We start from the raw sequence: 16,974 nt of genomic DNA, 5'->3' as shown, positions 1-16,974 counted from the left end.
TTGCCCACATCCGCATTCTTGTCCCTGATCCGGCAGCGCTCCCTGCGACGGGGCTTCGTTGCGGCGCTCCTGCTGTGCTGGGTGCAGATGGCCCTCGCCGACCCCGCGCCCGTGCGCTCGATCACCGTCGCGGTGAGCGACAACAGCCCGCCCTGGGTCTTTCGCGACGCCGACGGTCAACTCCAGGGGCTCGGGGTGGACCGGTGGTCCCTGTGGCAGGACGCCACCGGCATCAAGGTGACGCTTCACCCGGTCACCTACCGCGAGGCCAAGGACCTGTTGCTGGCCGGCAAGGTCGATGCCATCGACTTCGTCTCCAACGCCGATGTCGAGAAAGACCGGCTCGACATCTCGGCCGCCTACATGCCCTCGAATCTGGTGCTCTACTTCCACAAGAGCATCAGCGGCATCGTGGACGCGAAAAGCACGCGCGGTTTTCTGGTGGGCGTGCGTCGCGGGGGCGTGTGCCCGACCGAACTCAAGGATGGCGGCTCGTTCAACCTGGCGCCGTATCCGAGTTTCGTCGCCCTTGTGGACGCGGCCCTCAACGGCGACATCAAGGTGTTCTGCCTGCCCGATCAGCAGGCCGCCTACCTGCTCAACCGGGCCGGCAAGGCATCGGAGTTTCGCCACTCGCCGCCTCTGCGCACCCTCACGGCGCACTGGGCCGTCCTCAAGGGCAACGATGCCATGCGGGAGCTGATCGCGGCCGGCTATGCCCGGGTCGATCCGGAGGCACGGCAGGCCGTATTCGACCGCTGGCTCGGTTCGATGGTGGACGAGCCGCCCGCCTACCTGCGTCATCTGGCCAAGGCGGCGGCGGTGACCGCGTTTACCGTGCTGATCCTGCTGGTGTGGCTGTGGACCCTGCGGCGTTCGGTCAAGCGACGCACGGCCGACCTGCTGAAGGCCAAGCGCGCCCTCGCGGCGCGTGTGCGCGAGCAGGCCTGCCTGCACGCCGTCTTCAAGGCCAGCGAAGACCTGAACACCCCCTTGCGCGTCATGCTGCACGATGTCGCCAACGCCTTGCGCTCGGGTTTCGCCCGGCCCGACACCACCGCAGTGGCGGTCCAGTGGGACGGGCAACAGCTCGCCACCGGCACCTCGCCCGACACGGCCCGGCAGCTGTCCACCCCTCTGCTGGCGGAAAGCCAGACCCACGGCCACCTCACCGTCGCCTACGAACCGGCCGGTGACAAGGCCGATGACGAAAGCGTCCGGGCCCAGGTGCAGGACATGCTCGAACTGGTCGCCCAGCGACTGGCCACCGTGTTCGAACGGCGCGCCCTGCAGGACCAGCGCCGCGAGCTGGACCGCCAGATGTTCCAGATGGAGAAGCTCACCACGGTGGGCGAACTGACCATGGGGCTGGCGCATGAGATCGGCAACCCGCTGGGGGGCATGAAAGCGGTCGCCCAATCGCTGCAATACGGACCCGAACTCTCGACCGAGTCGCGCGAGGATCTGGCCCGGCTCGAATCCGAGATCGACCGGCTGTCGGCCTTTCTGCGCAGCTTCCATGGCTATGCCGCGCAGCATGCACCCACGCCGGAGCCATGCGCCTTGCGCGCCGCGCTCGACGACGTGCTGTTCTGGACGCGTCGCGATGCCACCAGCCGCAAGATCGCGTTCACGGTCGGCGAGCTCGATCACCTGCCGCCGCTGCAGGCCGACCGGCACCAGCTCAAGCAGGTGCTGCTCAACCTGGTGATGAACGCCATCCAGGTCCAGCCGGACGGGGGCTCGATCACCATCGCCGCGACCCCCGGGCGCGACCATGTCGAACTCGACGTGACCGACACCGGCCCCGGCATCGCCCCCGACCTGCTGGCCCGCATCTTCGAGCCCTTCTTCACCACACGCCGCGAAGGCAGCGGCCTGGGCTTGCCCATCGTGCGCAAGATCGTCGAGGATCACGGCGGCAAGATTTCCATCCACAGCGAACCGGGGCGGGGTACCCGGGTCGTCCTGCACTGGCCCATCGCCATCCAAGTCCATGACGCAATCGATTCTGCTCGTTGAAGACGACGACACCCTGCGCAGCACGGTGGCCCGCTTCCTCAAACGCCTGGGTTTCGAGGTCGAGGCCGTGGGCACCGGCGCCGCCGCGCTCGCGCAACTGCGCACGCACCGCTACGCGCTCACCCTGCTCGACCTGCATCTGCCCGACATGGGCGGGCTCGACGTGCTGGGCGCCAGCGTGGATGCGGACGATGCGGCCGGCAGCGCGCCCCTGTTCATCGTCATGACCGCCTATCCGGAGGTGCGCACCGCCGTCGCCAGCCTGAAGGCCGGAGCCTACGATTACATCAACAAGCCCTTCGATCTGGAGGACCTGCGCGAGCTGATCCGGCGCGCACTCGAGACGCGACAGCTGCGCCACGAGGTGGCATGGCGTCGGGCACAGGCCCGCAGCGCCAGCGCCGACGAGCTGCGTGGCGGCACCGCCGTCTTCCTCGACATGCTGGAGACCACCCACAAGGTGGCCGCCGCCGGCAAGGTGCCGGTGCTGATCCGGGGCGAGTCGGGCGTGGGCAAGGAGAAGATCGCCCACACCATCCATCAGCGCTCGATGCGGGCCGACGGCCCCTGGGTGACGCTCAATTGCGCCTCGCTCCCCGAGGGCCTGCTCGAATCCGAACTGTTCGGCCATGAGCGCGGCGCCTTCACCGACGCCAAGCACACCAAGCGGGGCCTGCTCGAACTGGCCGATGGGGGCACGCTGTTTCTCGACGAGATCGGCGATCTGGCGCCGGCCCTGCAGCCCAAGTTGCTACGCGTACTCGAAACCCAACGCTTCCGCCGCCTGGGCGGGCAGACCGAGATCAGCGTCGACGTGCGCTTCGTCGCCGCTACCCATCGCGACCTGCGCGCCATGATCCAGGACGGCAGCTTCCGCGAGGATCTCTACTTCCGCCTGAATGTGGCGGCCATCGACATCCCGCCCCTGCGCGACCGGCAGCAGGACATCCTGACCCTGGCGCGGCATTTTCTCGAGCAGGTGGCCCCTGAGATCGGCATCGACGTGCCCGCCATCGCCCCCGAAGTGCCGCCCCTGCTGCTCTCCTACCCGTGGCCGGGCAATATCCGCGAGCTGCGCAACGTGATGGAGCGAGCCGCGATTCTGTCCGGCGGCGGCACCATCAGCAGCACCCACCTGCCGCGGGAGCTGCATGACGAGCGGACACCCGGCGCCCCGGCCTGGGCCGCCGACCCCGACACGATTCGCCCGCTCAGCGAGATCGAGGGCGAATACATCGAGCACGTGCTCTACCTGTGCGGCGGCAACAAGACACAGGCGGCCAGTCTGCTCGGCGTCACCCGGGCGACCCTGCGCAACAAACTCACCGACTGAACCCCATCCCCGGGCCCGGGGCCGGGGCCGGGGCCGGGGCCGGGCAGATTTTGCCCACCCGTCCGCACCGGGCGGTCGATTTTTGACCAGTCCGGCCGGCCGAAGCGACCCGCGCCGCTGACGCCCGCATTTTTCCTTTCAATCAAAAATATCGAGATTTTTACGGCTTTCAGGGCAGGCGCACCACCCCTTGAATTCCGTTGTCATGGACGCCGGCGGGCTGGCACGTCGGTTGCAATAGCTCTCCACCGCGAGCGCCGCGTCACTCGATGACCGGAGCGCCCGCGGCAACACAAGAAAGAGAAAACAACATTGGAGACAACCATGTACAAGACGGCCATCGCACTGGCCGCCGGCGCGATCTCGCTCGCCGGCGCCACCCTGCCCGCCACCGCTCAGGCCCAATCCGCCAACCCGCCCGAATCCCCCCGGCCCCTGCCGCAAGGCCCCTCACGCTGGGCCGCCGATTACCGCTTTCTCAAGGACCCGGCGCGACGGACCGAACCGCTCGATGCGGTGCGCTTTCACGATCTGGGGCCCTCGGCCTGGCTGGTGCTCGGCGGCGACATGCGCTACACCCACCGCACCATCACCAACCCGGACTTCGCCCTTGGCCCGTTCAAGGACGATTCCTTCATGATGCAGCGCCTCCAGCTGCATGCGGATCTTCACCTGTTCGACGACGCGGTGCGAGCCTTCCTGCAGATGCAGAACACCAGCACCTGGGGCGCCAAGCTGCCGACACCACGCGACGGTAACGGCACCGATGTGGCCCAGGCCTTCGTCGATGTGAACTTCACGCTCGGCGATACCCGCAGCACGGTGCGGGTCGGTCGCCAGGAGATCCTGTTCGGCCAGGGCGCCCTGTTCAACATCGGCGATTTGCGCAACGTGCGCCTCGCCTTTGACGGCGTGCGCGGCACCGTCAAGGCCCGGGACGGCAAACGCCTCGATCTGGTCGCGCTTCAACCCATCGTTTATGAAGACGGCGCCATGAACAACCGCGCCGATGAGGACACCCAGATCTACGGCGCTTACGGCACCCTGCCGCTGAGCACAGGCACGGCGCTCGACGTCTATGCCTTCACCCGCCATATCGAATCGCGCCTCTTCCAGGGCGTGGCCGGCGAAGAAGACCGGCACACCGTAGGCGTGCGCTACTTCGGCAACACCGAAAAGTACAAGTGGACCTGGGACGTCATGGCCCAGGCCGGCGAGCACGCCGACCGCGACATCAGCGCCTGGGGGATCCGCAGCCTCACCCAGTACAAGCTCGACACCCCCTTCAAGGCCGCGCTGGGGGTCCACTTCGACGTGGGCAGCGGCGGCAAACCCACCGGCTCGACCAGCAGAACCTTCGACGGTCTGTACCCCAAGAACGGGGAGTACGGCATTGCCGGCGTGACCACCCAGTCCAACATCATCCTGACCGGCCCCTCGTTCATTCTCTCGCCGACGCCCACGACCTACGTGCACATGGAAGTGCTGAAGAGCTGGCGCCAGAGCACCGACGATTTCGTCTATCTGCCGGGCCTGCGCCCGGTGGCTGGCACACGCGGCAACGACGAACGGGCTATCGGCACCGCCTACCTGGTCGGCGGGCGCTGGACCCCGAGCCAGAACATCGCCATCGACCTCGATCTGCAGCATTACGCGGTGGATGACGCCATCAAGCAGGCCGGCGGCAAGGACGTTCGCAGCGCCGAATTCCGCATCTCGGCCAGCTTCTGATCGAACAGGAAGCGCCGCCGCCCCGATGGCCGCGCCCCCCGAGCCCTTTCATTGACCGCCCTTCAACGGGACACCCAGATACGACACGCACGCCGACGCCCCGCCGCAGGGGCCGTCGGCCACAGGAGACACACATGACAAACACCCCACGACACTCGACCCGACTGGCCCGCAGCCTGTGCCTCGGGCTGGCCGCCCTCACCGGACTCTGCCAGGCGGCCATCGCCCAGGCGGCACCGCAGAAGCGCCCCAACATCCTGATCGTCGTGGCCGACGATCTGGGCTACTCCGACATCGGCCGCTTCGGGGGCGAAATCGCCACCCCCAACCTCGACACCCTGGCCCAGGAAGGCGTGACGATGACGCAGTTCTACGCCTCCCCGTTCTGCTCGCCCACCCGTGCCATGCTCATGTCGGGCAGCGACAACCACCTGGCCGGCTTCGGCGACATGGGCGAACTGCTGGTCGCCGAGCAGCGCGGCAAGCCCGGCTATGAAGGGCACCTGAACAATCGGGTCGTCACCATGGCCGAAGTGCTCAAGGGCGCCGGCTACCGTACCGCCATGACCGGAAAATGGCACCTGGGCGTACCGGAGGAATTCAGCCCCGCGGCGCGCGGGTTCGAGCAGTCCTACGCCATGGTCCAGGGCGGCGCCAGCCACTTCGGCGACCAGCTCGGCGTCATTGCCGGCAACCCCGACAAGACGCCCATGGCCGTCTACCGCGAGAACGGCCAGCAGGTGAACATTCCGAAGGATTTCTACTCTTCGGACTTCTACACCGACAAGCTGATCGACTATCTCGAGACCGGCAAGGACACCGGCAAGCCGTTCTTCGCCTACCTGGCCTACACCGCCCCGCACTGGCCACTTCAGGCGCCAGAGGTGGACATCAAGAAGTACGAAGATCGCTACAAGGCCGGCTACGAGGCCCTGCGCAAAGAGCGCCTCGAGCGCATGCGCACGCTGGGCATCGTCGGTGAGCAGACCGCCGCCTATCCGGGCAATCCGGTGTGGCCAAAGTGGGACACCCTGACCCCCGAACAGAAGCGCTCGGAAGCCCGCCGCATGGCGGTGTATGCCGCCATGGTGGACCGCATGGACCGCAACATCGGTCGCATGCTGGACTATCTCAAGCGTAGCGGCGAGCTGGACAACACCTACATCTTCTTCCTCTCCGACAACGGTGCCGACGGCAACTCGGTCTATGACGTGGCGCGCACCCGCGAGTGGATCCGCAAGGTCATGGACAACAGCACGGCCAACCTCGGCCTGCCCGGTTCCTTCGCCGAATACGGGCCCGGATGGGCCCAGGTGAGCGCCACCCCGTTCCACCTGTACAAGGCCTATGTCTACGAGGGCGGCATCACCGTGCCGGCCATTGCCTGGGGGCCGGGCATGAAGCAGGGCGCGGTCAAGCGCGAAGTGCTCCGCGTGACCGACATCGCGCCGACGGTGTATCAACTGGCCGGCGCCCGCTACCCGAGCACCCATGAGGGTCACACCGTGGTGCCGCTGGAGGGCAAATCGATGCTGCCCTACCTGCGCGGCGAGGCCGATGCCGTCCATGGCAAGGACGACGCCATGGGGTGGGAACTCGGTGGCCGCAAGGCACTGCGCAAGGGCGACTGGAAAATCGTCTACGCCAACCCGCCCTGGGGCTCGGGCCAGTGGGAGCTGTACAACCTGGCCGACGACCGCACCGAACTGAACGACCTGGCCGCCGCCCACCCGCAGAAGCTCGGCGAAATGCTGGCCGCCTGGAAGGACTACGTGCGCAAGACCGGCACGCTGGAGCTGCCGGGTCTGGCCGAGCGACCGGGTTACAGCAACTCGCGCAACTACTACGAGGATCTGGAATTCGAAGCCAATCTGACCCCGCGCACGGCAAGATAGGCGCATGCACGCCCTGTGTCGATTTGTCCTGACGGTGCTTGCGGTACCGGCGGCCCTGGCCGCCGCGCCGCAGGCGGGGCCACGCCCTGACCATGTCGCCGACGGCGAATGCCTGGCCTGCCATGTCGCACAGGGCGAAGGCTGGCGCGACTCGAAACACGCCCACGCCATGGCCCCGGCAACACCGCAGACCGTGCTGGGCGACTTCAGCCAGGCCCGGTTCGCCCGCGGCGGCGAGCAGGCCCGCTTCGAGCAGCGCAACGGGCGCTTTTTTGTCCACACCGAAGACGCCACGGGCCGCAGCGCCGAACGACCGGTCGAATACACCTTCGGCGTCCGCCCACTGCAACAGGTGCTGCTGCCCCAGGCCGGCGGACGCCTGCAGGCCTTCACCCTCGCCTGGGACACCGAACGCCAACAGTGGTTTTCCCTTCACCCGGACGGCGCCGTCCCGCCGGGCTCCAATCTGCACTGGACCGGCCGCTACCAGAACTGGAACATGATGTGCGGCGAGTGCCACACCACCGCCTACCGCAAGGGCTACGACGACCGCGAAGACACCTATCGCACCACCTGGGCAGCACCGAACGTCGGCTGCCAGGCCTGCCACGGGGGTGGTCGGGCCCATGTGGACAGCGCGCGCGCCCTCGCGGCCACTGCCTCCGCCGCCGGAGCGAGTGCATCGAGCACACCCCCGGTGCGCACCACCAACCAGGCCCTCTTCGCCGATCGGTCCGGCGCCCCTGCCCAGGTGGACCAATGCGCCGCCTGCCACGCCCGACGCAGCCGGCTGCTCGAAGAGACCACCCCCGGCACGCCCCTGCTCGACAACTTCGTCCCCGACAACCTACGCGCCGACCTCTATCATTCCGACGGTCAGCAGCGGGACGAAGTCTTCGAGTACGGCTCATACCGCCAGAGCCGCATGTATCAGGCCGGCGTCGCCTGCACCAGCTGCCATGAACCCCACAGCGGCCGCTTGCGCGCCCCGGGCAATGCGCTGTGCCTGCAATGCCATCAGCCGGCCCCCGACACCGCACGTTTCAGCGGCCTGAAACCCAAGGACTACGACACGCCGGCACATCACTTCCACACTGCGGGCAGCCCCGGCAGCCAGTGCGTTGAATGCCACATGCCGAGCCAGAACTACATGGTGGTCCATGCCCGGCGCGACCACGCCATCCGCATTCCGCGCCCGGACCTGACCCGCACGCTTGGCACCCCCAACGCCTGCCAGCACTGCCACGCCGACAAACCGCCCGAATGGGCCGAAGCGGCCATCGAACGCCATCATGGCAAACGGAACCGCCCCGAACACTATGGCGAAGTGCTTGCAGCGGCCCGCCGGGGTGACGTGGCCGCCCTCCCCCGGCTCGCCGCCCTGATCCGCGACACCACCCAGCCCGCCATCGTCCGCGCCACGGCGCTGGAGACCTGGGCCGACCAGAACCCCGGCCCGGTGCCCGCCACCGCACTGAATGACCCGGACCCGGCGGTTCGTGTGGCTGCGGCGGCGGCCGTCGCAGCGCGCCCCGCCGAAGAGCGCCTGGGCCAGCTGCCACCATTGCTCACCGACCCGCGCCGGGGCGTGCGTATCACCGCCGCCCGGGGCCTGGTCGACCTGCCCGACAGCCGCCTTGAACCGGCATCGGTCGCCCCGCGCCGGGCCGCCATGGCCGAGCTGACAACCGCCCGACAGGCCATGGCCGACATACCCAGCGTCCAGCTCGACATGGCCGCCATCGCCCTCGCACAACGCGACGTCGCCAGCGCGGAGACACACTACCGACGCGCCCTCGAGCGCGAACCCGCCCTGCAGAACGCCCGCCTCGGCCTCGCCGCCCTGCTCTCGGCCACTGAACGGACCGACGAAGCGCTTGAACTGCTACGCGCCGGTCTCGCGCAATCCCCGGCACCCGGCCAACTGCACCTGGCCCTCAGCCTGCTGGCCGGCCAGCAAGCCCAATGGGAAACGGCAGCCCGTGAGCTGCGCGAAGCCGTCAGGCTGATGCCCGGCCATGCGCAGGCACAGAGGAATCTGGATGCGGTGGAGCGCTATCTGGCGCGGGCCGGTGCGGGGGCGCGGGAATGACGGTTTCGCCGATGCATGAGTTTTGGCCAGTCGGTGCCGCGCCAGTGGCGCTCGCGATGGTCTGACCGAGAATGAATTCGTCGAGCCCTTTGATCTCGGGCGTGGGCACTTGCCATCCGGCGGCGCCAATTGATACCAAAGCAACTATGGCTGCTTAGCCTCAACGCGGACAGCCAACATCGACACAGCCGGTCTGAGCGGTCTTTCATGACGTCACGTAGGAAGCGTCAGGCGAAGCTGGAACGCACCGAACGGCGGCGGAAAACCGAACGCCGCCCGAGGTCGAGTGGCGATTTCGAAAGCAGGCCGTTGGCGCTTGACTAGGTATTCAATCAACAACGGAGTCCCGACTTGAGACGCACGATGGTGCGTTACGGCTTCGACTGCCTCACCCCAAAAGTAGTTTCGTTAGCCCAATTTTGTTTGCAACACCGATAAATACAAAGATGGCGAGTACAAACACTGCCGTGATCAACATTTTTTTATCCATTGCCAAGTCCTCAGCTGAAATGAGCCCAAGAAGCGACGTCTCGAGCGCCCCTTGCCCGGTGAACTGTCTTCAGACTGCCACACCTCCGGTCGGAGTATCCAGAAATCGACCAAACCCATTTTCCGCTTTCATGGTCGCACTGGAAGCTCCTCATGCCTGACAAATCGCCGGCTTAGGAGCCTCTATGGCGATCTTTCCCGCCCCAATGCCACGAATCGGTCGTCATCATCCGGAGCTACACGTCGCGGAGACTCCGGGTCGGCGCATAGCATCTCTGGCGAACTCGCCCCGGGGTTGGCCTTATGGCTTGGCTACAACTCTCTGAGCAGGGAGGAAATCCAGGATTAGAGCTCGCGCATGGGACGCAGCCCGATCAAACCAACCCCAGCCGCCCCGAGAACTCGATCAAGATTCACCGGCCAGGTACATGGCCGGCAAGGCAGCGACCAGCCAGAACACCGGGTTCGCCTGAAAGAACACGATTCCATCTCGGATCGCGGCTTTGGTATCAACACGTAGCACCACCGGCTTGCCGTGGCGAGCACCGACACGAGTGGCCAGGCGCCGGTCTGTGGTCAGGTGAACGTATTGTCGACTCATGGGCAGGAGGCCGGCTCGCATGACCTCGCCCAGCGCAGCTTCGCTGGTCCCGTGGTAGAGCACAGCGGGCGGTTCGCCTTGCGGGTACTCGATCTGCCGATCGAGTGAATGGCCGTAGTTGGCTCGAATCCAGTCCCCGTCAATGGAGAAGCGCTGCTTGTCGGTTTCCACTGTGGCAACCACCTGTTCGAGCGAGGTGCGTGTGGCCCATGGCAGATCGCGTTGCAGGCAGGGCAGCAAGTCATCGATCAGGACGTAGCCATCGGGATCCACGACAAGTCCGACCTCGTGGGCAGCATGTCTCAGCGCCCACGACATCTGTTTGCTCAATCTCTTCAGCGCCTTGATATCCATGGTTTAGTTCTGCACCCACGTGTTTGCATGCTGACGAAGATCCTCGCACAGCTGCCTGGCCTGGGCACTGAGGACAGAGCCCCTCAAATGAAACAGATGGTAGTGAATCATCGGAAAGCCCGATATGGGCAGACGCTTCAGTTCCTTGGGGACCGTACAGCACGCATTCACGATGGCGAGCCCGACTCCGAACTGCACGAAGCGCATCATCAGCTCCCACCCTGAGGCTTCAACCGCGACCGACCAGGGGACCCCAGCCGATTGCAGGGTCTGGCCGAGCATGTGTCGATGGGGTCGGCCTTCGGGCGGCACGATGAGGGCGCATCCGGCGAGATCCTGCAGTTCAACCGAACGCCGCTTTGCCAGGGGATGCGCACGGTTGGCCACAACGATCTGGCCAACGACCGACAAGGGCATGGCCTCGATGTCGTCCGGAACAGTCTCCAAGGGTGCGACGCCGAGCAGCGCCCGCCCTTCGCGGACCCACTGAATCGACCGTTCACGATTGGCGGTCACAAGCGAAAGCCTTGTCTGCTGGTGCGACAGAAACGCCTGTATGCCCGCACCGAGCAGGTACATGTACGCCCCCTCACCCGCAGCGAGTGTAATGGGTCGTTGCGCGACGCCATTGGCTGAATCGCAGAATCGTTGGGCCCGTTCGCTCAGTTCCCGACCGAATCGCGCAACCTGCTCTCCCTGCGGCGTGAGCCGTAACACGCGGCCCTCGCGCACGTATAGGGGCAAAGACATCTGCGACTCGAGCTTGCGGATCTTTGCGTGCAGGGCTGGCTGCGAAATATGCAGGGTCTGGGCCGCCTTGGTGAAATTCAGGCTGTCGGAGAACACGGCAAATGCCTGGATGGCCTCGAGATTGAGGTGGTCTGCTCGCAGCATGATCAACTATCCATACACCTTATAGCTCTTCAATATTAACTAGTTTTTTCATATCTCTGAGCAGCCTACCATGCGCTCCACTCGCTAGGAGAACAACATGAAGAATATGCAGGGAAAGGATTGGGTCGAGCACATCATGCGCTCGCCGCAGTGGCTACGCGCCAAAGACTGGGGCCATGTTCGCCCCGGGCATCCGGAGGGCAGTGTGGGCCGGCATGTGCTGGAACAAGTGCGGCCATTCGTGGATGGCTGGTATGCCGATGACGAGGACTACTGGGCACTCGTGGCTCTGTGCTATCTGCACGATATCGGGAAGCCCGACACCTGTTACGAAAACGGACGGCTTTCGGGCGACTCGCACAGCGTGATTTCTGCACGAATCGCTTCGGATCTTGGCGCCCCGGACCGGCTTGTCCAGGTGATCCTCTCCAACGACAGGGCCTACAGCCACTGGCGCAAGATGCAGGACAAGTCCGGGCAGTGGTCGGCCGCTCGATGGACACCCGAGCGCCGGGAGAAATTCCGTGAAGAGTTCGGTCGCGACGGTCTGGATACCCGACTGCTAATTCTCTTCCATCGCGCCGATAACGCTTACCGCCGTCCGGTCAGCGATGATGAGTCAATTGACCACGTGAGGTGGTTCGAGAACTCCCTGATTCGTGAGGGTGTCGTCTCCTCGCTGCCCGAGGCCGGGCAGGATCGGCGGATGGAATGGTCGGATTCACGTTGAAGCGACCCGGATCGCCAAACGACTAAACAACATTAGCTCCAGAATCAGCAATCTCATCAAGCCTCTCCGTTCAGATCCTAAGGGGTTTCCAGCGGACAGCCCATCGAAAGCGGACTGTCTTGAATGACATCGACGGAATTAATTGGAACCAGTCGCCTGAGTCAGGTATCCGCCGTTGCGTGTCACGCGCTGTAAGAAGGCACTTCTCGGAGGGACTGGATCGGCGGATGGCGCCTTTGGCTTCTCTTACGGGGTCTGAGATTGATTGACCCGAAATGGCAGAAGCCCGCTTTCGCGGGCTTCTTCGTCAGATCGCCTTGAACAAAGGACTTCGCACCTGCTGCGCATCGGCAGCCGAGATGAACTTCTCGGTGTAGATGTCGCGTTCGAAGAGGCGGCCCTGCATGAGGGTGGTGATGCAGGCGTCGATCATGAGCGGGGGGCCGCACAGGTAGGCCTTGTGGTCGCGGAAGTCGTTGTCGAAATGGGCCTTGGCGGCGTCGTGCACGTAGCCGCGGAAGCCGTCCCAGTCCGAGCCTTCGGGCTCGTCCGACAGGGCGGGCACGTAGGTGAAGTTGGGGTGCTTTGCCGCCAGGGCGACGAATTCGTCGTGGTAGTAGAGCTCGTCGCGGTTGCGCTGGCCATAGACCAGGGTGATGGGCAGTTCGCAGCCTTCTTCGAGCAGGTCGAGGATCATCGAGCGCGGGCTGGAAAGGCCGGAGCCTCCGCCCATGAAGATCATGGGCATGTTGGCGGACTTCTTCACGAAGAAGCGACCGTAGGGGCCGGTGATGCTCAGGCGGTCGCCGGCCTTGAGTTCTTCGTGCACGTAGGTGGTGCCCTTGCCGCCGGGGACGATGCGGATGTTGAGTTCCACCTCACCGTCGGTGGACGGGGCGCTGGCAACGGAGAAGGCGCGGGTGCCGATGTCGCCCGGCAGTGCCAGGTTCACGTACTGGCCGGCCTGGAACTCGACGGGGTGGTCGAGCTTGATCCACACGCCCTTGATGGTCGGCGTCAGCGACTCGATGCGGGTGACTTCGCCGTCGTAGTCCTGCACCGGCAGGTTGCGGGCGTCCGGGTCTTCTTCGATGTCGGCTTCGATGGTGATGTCGCCTTCCACCGTGGCGCAGCAGGCGAGGCACTTGCCCTCGTCGCGCTCGAAGTCCATGAGCGCGAAGCTGGAGGCCTCGCCGTGCTCCACCTCGCCATCGAGGATGTCCACCTTGCAGGTGGCGCACAGGCCGTGGCAGCAGGCGTGGGGCAGGTAGATGCCGGCACGCAGCGCGGCGTCGAGAATGGTCTGGCCTTCCTCGATCTCGATGGTCTGGCCGAGCGGTTCAATGGTGAGTTCGTAGGTCATGCCACTACCCGCCTCAGAAGCCGCTGCCGTTGATGCCGTTGAGGCCCGGCGTGTTGAAGTGGATGGCGGTCTTGTGGGTGATGCCGTTCTCACGCAGGGACTTGTCCAGCGCCGGGGTGAAGGCTTCGCCGTCCTTGCTCCACTGCACGGCGGACCAGTCGATCTTGGCGAAGTCAGGGTGGCGGCTGTAGGCCGGGGTGATCTCGGCGTCGATGAGCTGGCCGAAGGTCAGGGTCGGCGGCAGCATCTTGGCGATGGGGGCATAGAACATCAGGTGCTTGTCCCAGCAGAGGTACACCACCTGCATGCCGTGGAAGTTTTCGGCCGCGTCCTTGACGACGGGCTCGAAGGGGCGAATGGATCGAACAGACATGTCTGACTCCTGAAGCGTGTTGGGTGTTGGGTGGGGCGGCGGGTGGTGCGCCGGTGGCGCGCTTCCGCCCTACGGGTTGCGGGCTTTGCGCTGTAACCCCTCCCCCTTCAAGGGGGAGGTCGGGAGGGGGATTGGGTGTTCGTTGCCACCGTTGAAACCCATCCCCACCCCGGCCCTCCCCTTGAAGGGGAGGGTGTCTGTCACGTCACCGGCACTCGCCGATCTCCCCCCGTTCAATCAGTTGTTGGACGTGGCCATGCCGCGCCACTGGGCAAAGTTCTTCTCGTCCTCGGAGCCGGCGAAGTCGCCGTTGTCCCGGCCGTTCTCGATGTGCCACCAGTCCAGCACCGAGGCGATGGGGTTGAAGTCCGGCGAGGTCGGGTCGGCGCCTTCGGCGAAGCAGTTGCCCTGCATGATCTGGTGCACCGGCAGCCAGGCTTCGACGTATTTCTCTGGCTCGTCGTCGAAGATGTGCTGGCAGTGGTCGGAGCAGAAGTGGTACTTCTCGCCCTTGTGCTCGCTCTGGCGGTAGGCGGTCTGGGTCGGCTCGTCGGGCTCGGTGAACAGCATGGGGATCTGGCACACCTGACACAGCTGCGGCAGGTTGGGGTTCACGAAACGCTCGCCCTTTTCGGCCTGTTCGCGGAAGAACTCGAAGCGCGGGCGGTAGTACTGGTCAAAGGTCTCCGGGTACTTCTCGGAGAGCCAGTCGAGTTCTTCGTCGCTCGGCACCCAGGTGTGGAAGTTGGTCATCGGTGCGGCGGCGTAGAAGGTGGTCCACGCCTGGTGGGAGATGTGGTTCTTCTCTTTCTTGATCTGCTCGACGCAGTCCGGCACCTTCACGCCGTAGCGGGCCAGATCCTTGAACAGGCTCATGCCGTTCTCTTCGAAGTAGATCTCCCAGGCTTCCTTCCAGCTCATGACGCGCTTGGGCAGCATGTAGTCCATCATCATGGCGACGATGGTCAGCAGGCGCACGCCGCGCCACGTCCATTTGTCGATCCACTTCTGCACGATGGGCAGGTTGGCCGGGTCCTGCTCGAGCATGAACTTGATGACTTCCAGGCCCAGCGTCATGTGACGCGCTTCGTCGGACTGGGCGGAGAAGCCGAAGGTCATGGTGCCCATGTCGCCGTTGTAGGCGGCGCCCGAGACGAAGGGCACGAACACCAGGTTGGTCAGCACGTACTCGAACGAGAAGCTGATGGCGATGATGAATTCGAAGGGGCCACTGGTGCAGGCGTCTTCGAAGAAGCTCTTGGGCACCGACAGGTACCACAGGCGGTCGTTCATGTGCTTCCAGTCATGGAAGCCGTTGTAGAAGCGGTTGTAGTTCGACAGCGCGTGGATCTGGGTCTGGGCGTGGCGCAGCTCGTCGATGGCCTGCATCTGGCAGGCGACCTGCGGGCCGACACCGGCCATGTGACGACCCAGGCGGGCAAAGCCGCGGTGGGCGTTGTATTCCAGCGACGGCACGGCCGACAGGAAGACCTTCATGGCGTTGATGTAGCGCGCGTCGGTCACGTTGAGGTGGCCGTTGTTCTGGTTGTACGCGTCGATGATGGCGTACAGCTTGCGCTCTTTCTCGGACTGGTATTTCCAGTACGAATCCATGGTCAGGCGGAAGGGGTCTTCCCACTTCTCCCAGTCGTGAATCTTCAGCCCTTCATAGTTGATGAGGGGGAACACATCCTCGTGCTTCTCGTAGCTGGGTTCCCAGCCGAGGTCACGGGTCATGAGGGCGTATTTTTCCTTGAGCCCCAGTTTTTTCTTTTTAACCGGCATATCCATAGTGGTTACTCCTTGTCTCTCTGAGGGCGGCGCTTAATCGTTCCAGGCGAGGCGGAACTCATCCTCGTCTTCATCCACATGGCCCGACAGGGTGATCAGGTTGATCTGCATTTCCTGCAGGTCGTAGGGGCGGCCGATGACCTCTTCCATGGTTTCGCGCTTGAGCACCAGCTGGTGCGGCACGTTGATCTTGACCATGGCGGGCTGCTCGTCCACCACCGCGGTGGGGTTGTCGATGAGCAGGGCCTCGACGATGTAGCGGCTCTCTTCGTTGGCTTGCAGGGCAATGAATACGTCAGACATGGCGGGGGCTCACAGGTCGAGGCCGAGCTTGGCAGCACGGGCGTTGAAGGCGTGGGTGATGGTGTCGAGGATGTGGGTGGCGTCTTCACCGAAGGCCCGGGCGGCAATCGGGGCCAGGGCCTCGACGTTGCGGTCGCGCCAGGAGCGGGTCCATTGGGTCAGCAGCGCGCGGTTGGCGTCGGATTCCTTCGCGGCGATCTTGATCACCGAGTCGATCCACTTGCGCATTTCGCTGCTCCATTCGGTGATGAAGGCGCACATCATCGACACGCCGGCACCACCACGGGCGTTGAGCCGGGTGTCCACGAACTGCTCGTAGATCATCGGGTACAGCAGGCCGTCGGCCACGAAGTTCTGCGCCACCATGAGTTCGAACCAGTCGCGGGTGACGAGCATCTTTTCCACATTGCGGCGCAGGGGCTGCCACATGTCGTCGTTCATCCAGGCGTCGCGACCGGCCACCAGCGACTCGGTGTCGTTCAGCGCCAGACCGACGCGGGTGAGGTACTGGGCCACGCCCAGGTTGTCCATGGCGGCGAACATGCACGGCTGGGTGATCACCGTGCCGTAGCCGTCGGCACACATGCCGGTGTTGTTCATGTTGGCGCCCCAGGCGGCATGGCGCAGGGGCATGAGCACATCAATGACGAGCTGGCGATCCTCGTCGCTAAGCTGGGCGAGCAGACCACGGGTCTCGACGAAGTCGAAGTTGGCCTCGGCCGATTCCTGCTGGCGCGAGCGGGTCAGCGTGTAGGTGCCGTAGTAGTACTGGCGCGGGTCCTTGAACTCATACCAGTCGGCCATGACGATGGCGGTGCGGCCCGGGTCGTGCAGTTCATGCTCCGGCTCCCACATGGGCCGGTACTGCAGGTTGGCATCGGCCTGGATGTCGTAGCTGCCTTCCTGGTAACGGGAGGCGGGCTTGTCGCCGAAGCGGCGCACCAGGTGGTCGAAGGTGTTGCGCAGCGGCTTGATGCTGACGGTTCGAAGGTCAATCTGCATG

The 16,974-nt window shown here is 64.9% G+C and carries 13 protein-coding genes; 6 read left to right on the top strand and 7 right to left on the bottom strand.

Going from position 1 to position 16,974, the window contains the following annotated elements; translation table 11 throughout:
* The 5 genes from J0W34_RS00615 to J0W34_RS00595 all read left to right on the top strand — a co-directional run bounded on the left by J0W34_RS00615 (position 1) and on the right by J0W34_RS00595 (position 9,073).
* Positions 1 to 2,022 carry an ATP-binding protein gene (locus J0W34_RS00615; RefSeq protein WP_230970285.1) on the top strand — a complete coding sequence of 674 codons (2,022 nt, stop codon included), beginning with the start codon at positions 1 to 3 and terminating at the stop codon, positions 2,020 to 2,022.
* On the top strand, positions 1,997 to 3,355 hold the full coding sequence (locus J0W34_RS00610; RefSeq protein ID WP_230970284.1) for a sigma-54-dependent transcriptional regulator: 1,359 nt from the start codon (positions 1,997 to 1,999) through the stop codon (positions 3,353 to 3,355). Before J0W34_RS00615 ends, J0W34_RS00610 begins: the two co-directional genes overlap by 26 nt.
* A gap of 324 nt (positions 3,356 to 3,679) precedes the next feature.
* Positions 3,680 to 5,086 (top strand): alginate export family protein, encoded by a 1,407-nt coding sequence (locus J0W34_RS00605; RefSeq protein WP_230970283.1) that lies wholly within the window; start codon positions 3,680 to 3,682, stop codon positions 5,084 to 5,086.
* Between the two features lie 134 nt (positions 5,087 to 5,220).
* A complete protein-coding gene (locus J0W34_RS00600) occupies positions 5,221 to 6,981 on the top strand; it encodes an arylsulfatase (protein ID WP_230970282.1) in 1,761 nt (586 codons plus the stop codon).
* 4 nt (positions 6,982 to 6,985) lie between these two features.
* A complete protein-coding gene (locus J0W34_RS00595; RefSeq protein ID WP_230970281.1) occupies positions 6,986 to 9,073 on the top strand; it encodes a multiheme c-type cytochrome in 2,088 nt (695 codons plus the stop codon).
* 895 nt (positions 9,074 to 9,968) lie between these two features.
* Here J0W34_RS00595 and J0W34_RS00590 read toward each other — a convergent pair.
* Both J0W34_RS00590 and J0W34_RS00585 read right to left on the bottom strand, forming a co-directional pair.
* Positions 9,969 to 10,517: an RNA 2'-phosphotransferase gene (locus J0W34_RS00590; protein WP_230970280.1), complete on the bottom strand. Its 549-nt coding sequence runs from the start codon at positions 10,515 to 10,517 to the stop codon at positions 9,969 to 9,971.
* Positions 10,518 to 10,520: 3 nt separating this feature from the next.
* Positions 10,521 to 11,411 (bottom strand): LysR family transcriptional regulator, encoded by an 891-nt coding sequence (locus tag J0W34_RS00585; RefSeq protein ID WP_230970279.1) that lies wholly within the window; start codon positions 11,409 to 11,411, stop codon positions 10,521 to 10,523.
* Positions 11,412 to 11,508: 97 nt separating this feature from the next.
* Between J0W34_RS00585 and J0W34_RS00580 the strand changes: the two genes are divergently transcribed.
* On the top strand, positions 11,509 to 12,141 hold the full coding sequence (locus J0W34_RS00580; protein WP_230970278.1) for an HD domain-containing protein: 633 nt from the start codon (positions 11,509 to 11,511) through the stop codon (positions 12,139 to 12,141).
* 307 nt (positions 12,142 to 12,448) lie between these two features.
* Here the strand turns inward: J0W34_RS00580 and J0W34_RS00575 are convergent, their stop codons facing one another.
* The 5 genes from J0W34_RS00575 to J0W34_RS00555 all read right to left on the bottom strand — a co-directional run bounded on the left by J0W34_RS00575 (position 12,449) and on the right by J0W34_RS00555 (position 16,973).
* Positions 12,449 to 13,504 (bottom strand): NADH:ubiquinone reductase (Na(+)-transporting) subunit F, encoded by a 1,056-nt coding sequence (locus J0W34_RS00575; RefSeq protein ID WP_230970277.1) that lies wholly within the window; start codon positions 13,502 to 13,504, stop codon positions 12,449 to 12,451.
* Positions 13,505 to 13,517: 13 nt separating this feature from the next.
* Positions 13,518 to 13,877: a phenol hydroxylase subunit P4 gene (locus J0W34_RS00570; RefSeq protein WP_230970276.1), complete on the bottom strand. Its 360-nt coding sequence runs from the start codon at positions 13,875 to 13,877 to the stop codon at positions 13,518 to 13,520.
* Positions 13,878 to 14,114: 237 nt separating this feature from the next.
* The gene (locus J0W34_RS00565; protein WP_230970275.1) at positions 14,115 to 15,668 is read right to left on the bottom strand and encodes an aromatic/alkene/methane monooxygenase hydroxylase/oxygenase subunit alpha; all 1,554 of its coding nucleotides are present in this window, start codon (positions 15,666 to 15,668) and stop codon (positions 14,115 to 14,117) included.
* Between the two features lie 33 nt (positions 15,669 to 15,701).
* On the bottom strand, positions 15,702 to 15,971 hold the full coding sequence (locus tag J0W34_RS00560) for an MmoB/DmpM family protein (RefSeq protein ID WP_227818052.1): 270 nt from the start codon (positions 15,969 to 15,971) through the stop codon (positions 15,702 to 15,704).
* Positions 15,972 to 15,980: 9 nt separating this feature from the next.
* Positions 15,981 to 16,973, bottom strand: coding sequence for an aromatic/alkene monooxygenase hydroxylase subunit beta (locus J0W34_RS00555; RefSeq protein WP_230970274.1), 993 nt, complete (start codon positions 16,971 to 16,973; stop codon positions 15,981 to 15,983).
* Between the last annotated feature and the right edge of the window lies 1 nt (position 16,974).

Origin of the sequence: Nitrogeniibacter aestuarii (assembly GCF_017309585.1) — a bacterium.
Taxonomy (GTDB): Bacteria; Pseudomonadota; Gammaproteobacteria; order Burkholderiales; family Rhodocyclaceae; genus Nitrogeniibacter; species Nitrogeniibacter aestuarii.
This window is presented reverse-complemented; position numbering and strand designations above follow the sequence as displayed.

Coding starts and splice junctions, on each gene's coding strand:
- J0W34_RS00595 (WP_230970281.1), top strand. CDS start 6,986: ATGCACGCCCTGTGTCGATTTGTCCTGACGGTGCTTGCGGTACCGGCG.
- J0W34_RS00575 (WP_230970277.1), bottom strand. CDS start 13,504: ATGACCTACGAACTCACCATTGAACCGCTCGGCCAGACCATCGAGATC.
- J0W34_RS00555 (WP_230970274.1), bottom strand. CDS start 16,973: ATGCAGATTGACCTTCGAACCGTCAGCATCAAGCCGCTGCGCAACACC.
- J0W34_RS00580 (WP_230970278.1), top strand. CDS start 11,509: ATGAAGAATATGCAGGGAAAGGATTGGGTCGAGCACATCATGCGCTCG.
- J0W34_RS00565 (WP_230970275.1), bottom strand. CDS start 15,668: ATGGATATGCCGGTTAAAAAGAAAAAACTGGGGCTCAAGGAAAAATAC.
- J0W34_RS00610 (WP_230970284.1), top strand. CDS start 1,997: ATGACGCAATCGATTCTGCTCGTTGAAGACGACGACACCCTGCGCAGC.
- J0W34_RS00585 (WP_230970279.1), bottom strand. CDS start 11,411: ATGCTGCGAGCAGACCACCTCAATCTCGAGGCCATCCAGGCATTTGCC.
- J0W34_RS00590 (WP_230970280.1), bottom strand. CDS start 10,517: ATGGATATCAAGGCGCTGAAGAGATTGAGCAAACAGATGTCGTGGGCG.
- J0W34_RS00560 (WP_227818052.1), bottom strand. CDS start 15,971: ATGTCTGACGTATTCATTGCCCTGCAAGCCAACGAAGAGAGCCGCTAC.
- J0W34_RS00605 (WP_230970283.1), top strand. CDS start 3,680: ATGTACAAGACGGCCATCGCACTGGCCGCCGGCGCGATCTCGCTCGCC.
- J0W34_RS00570 (WP_230970276.1), bottom strand. CDS start 13,877: ATGTCTGTTCGATCCATTCGCCCCTTCGAGCCCGTCGTCAAGGACGCG.
- J0W34_RS00600 (WP_230970282.1), top strand. CDS start 5,221: ATGACAAACACCCCACGACACTCGACCCGACTGGCCCGCAGCCTGTGC.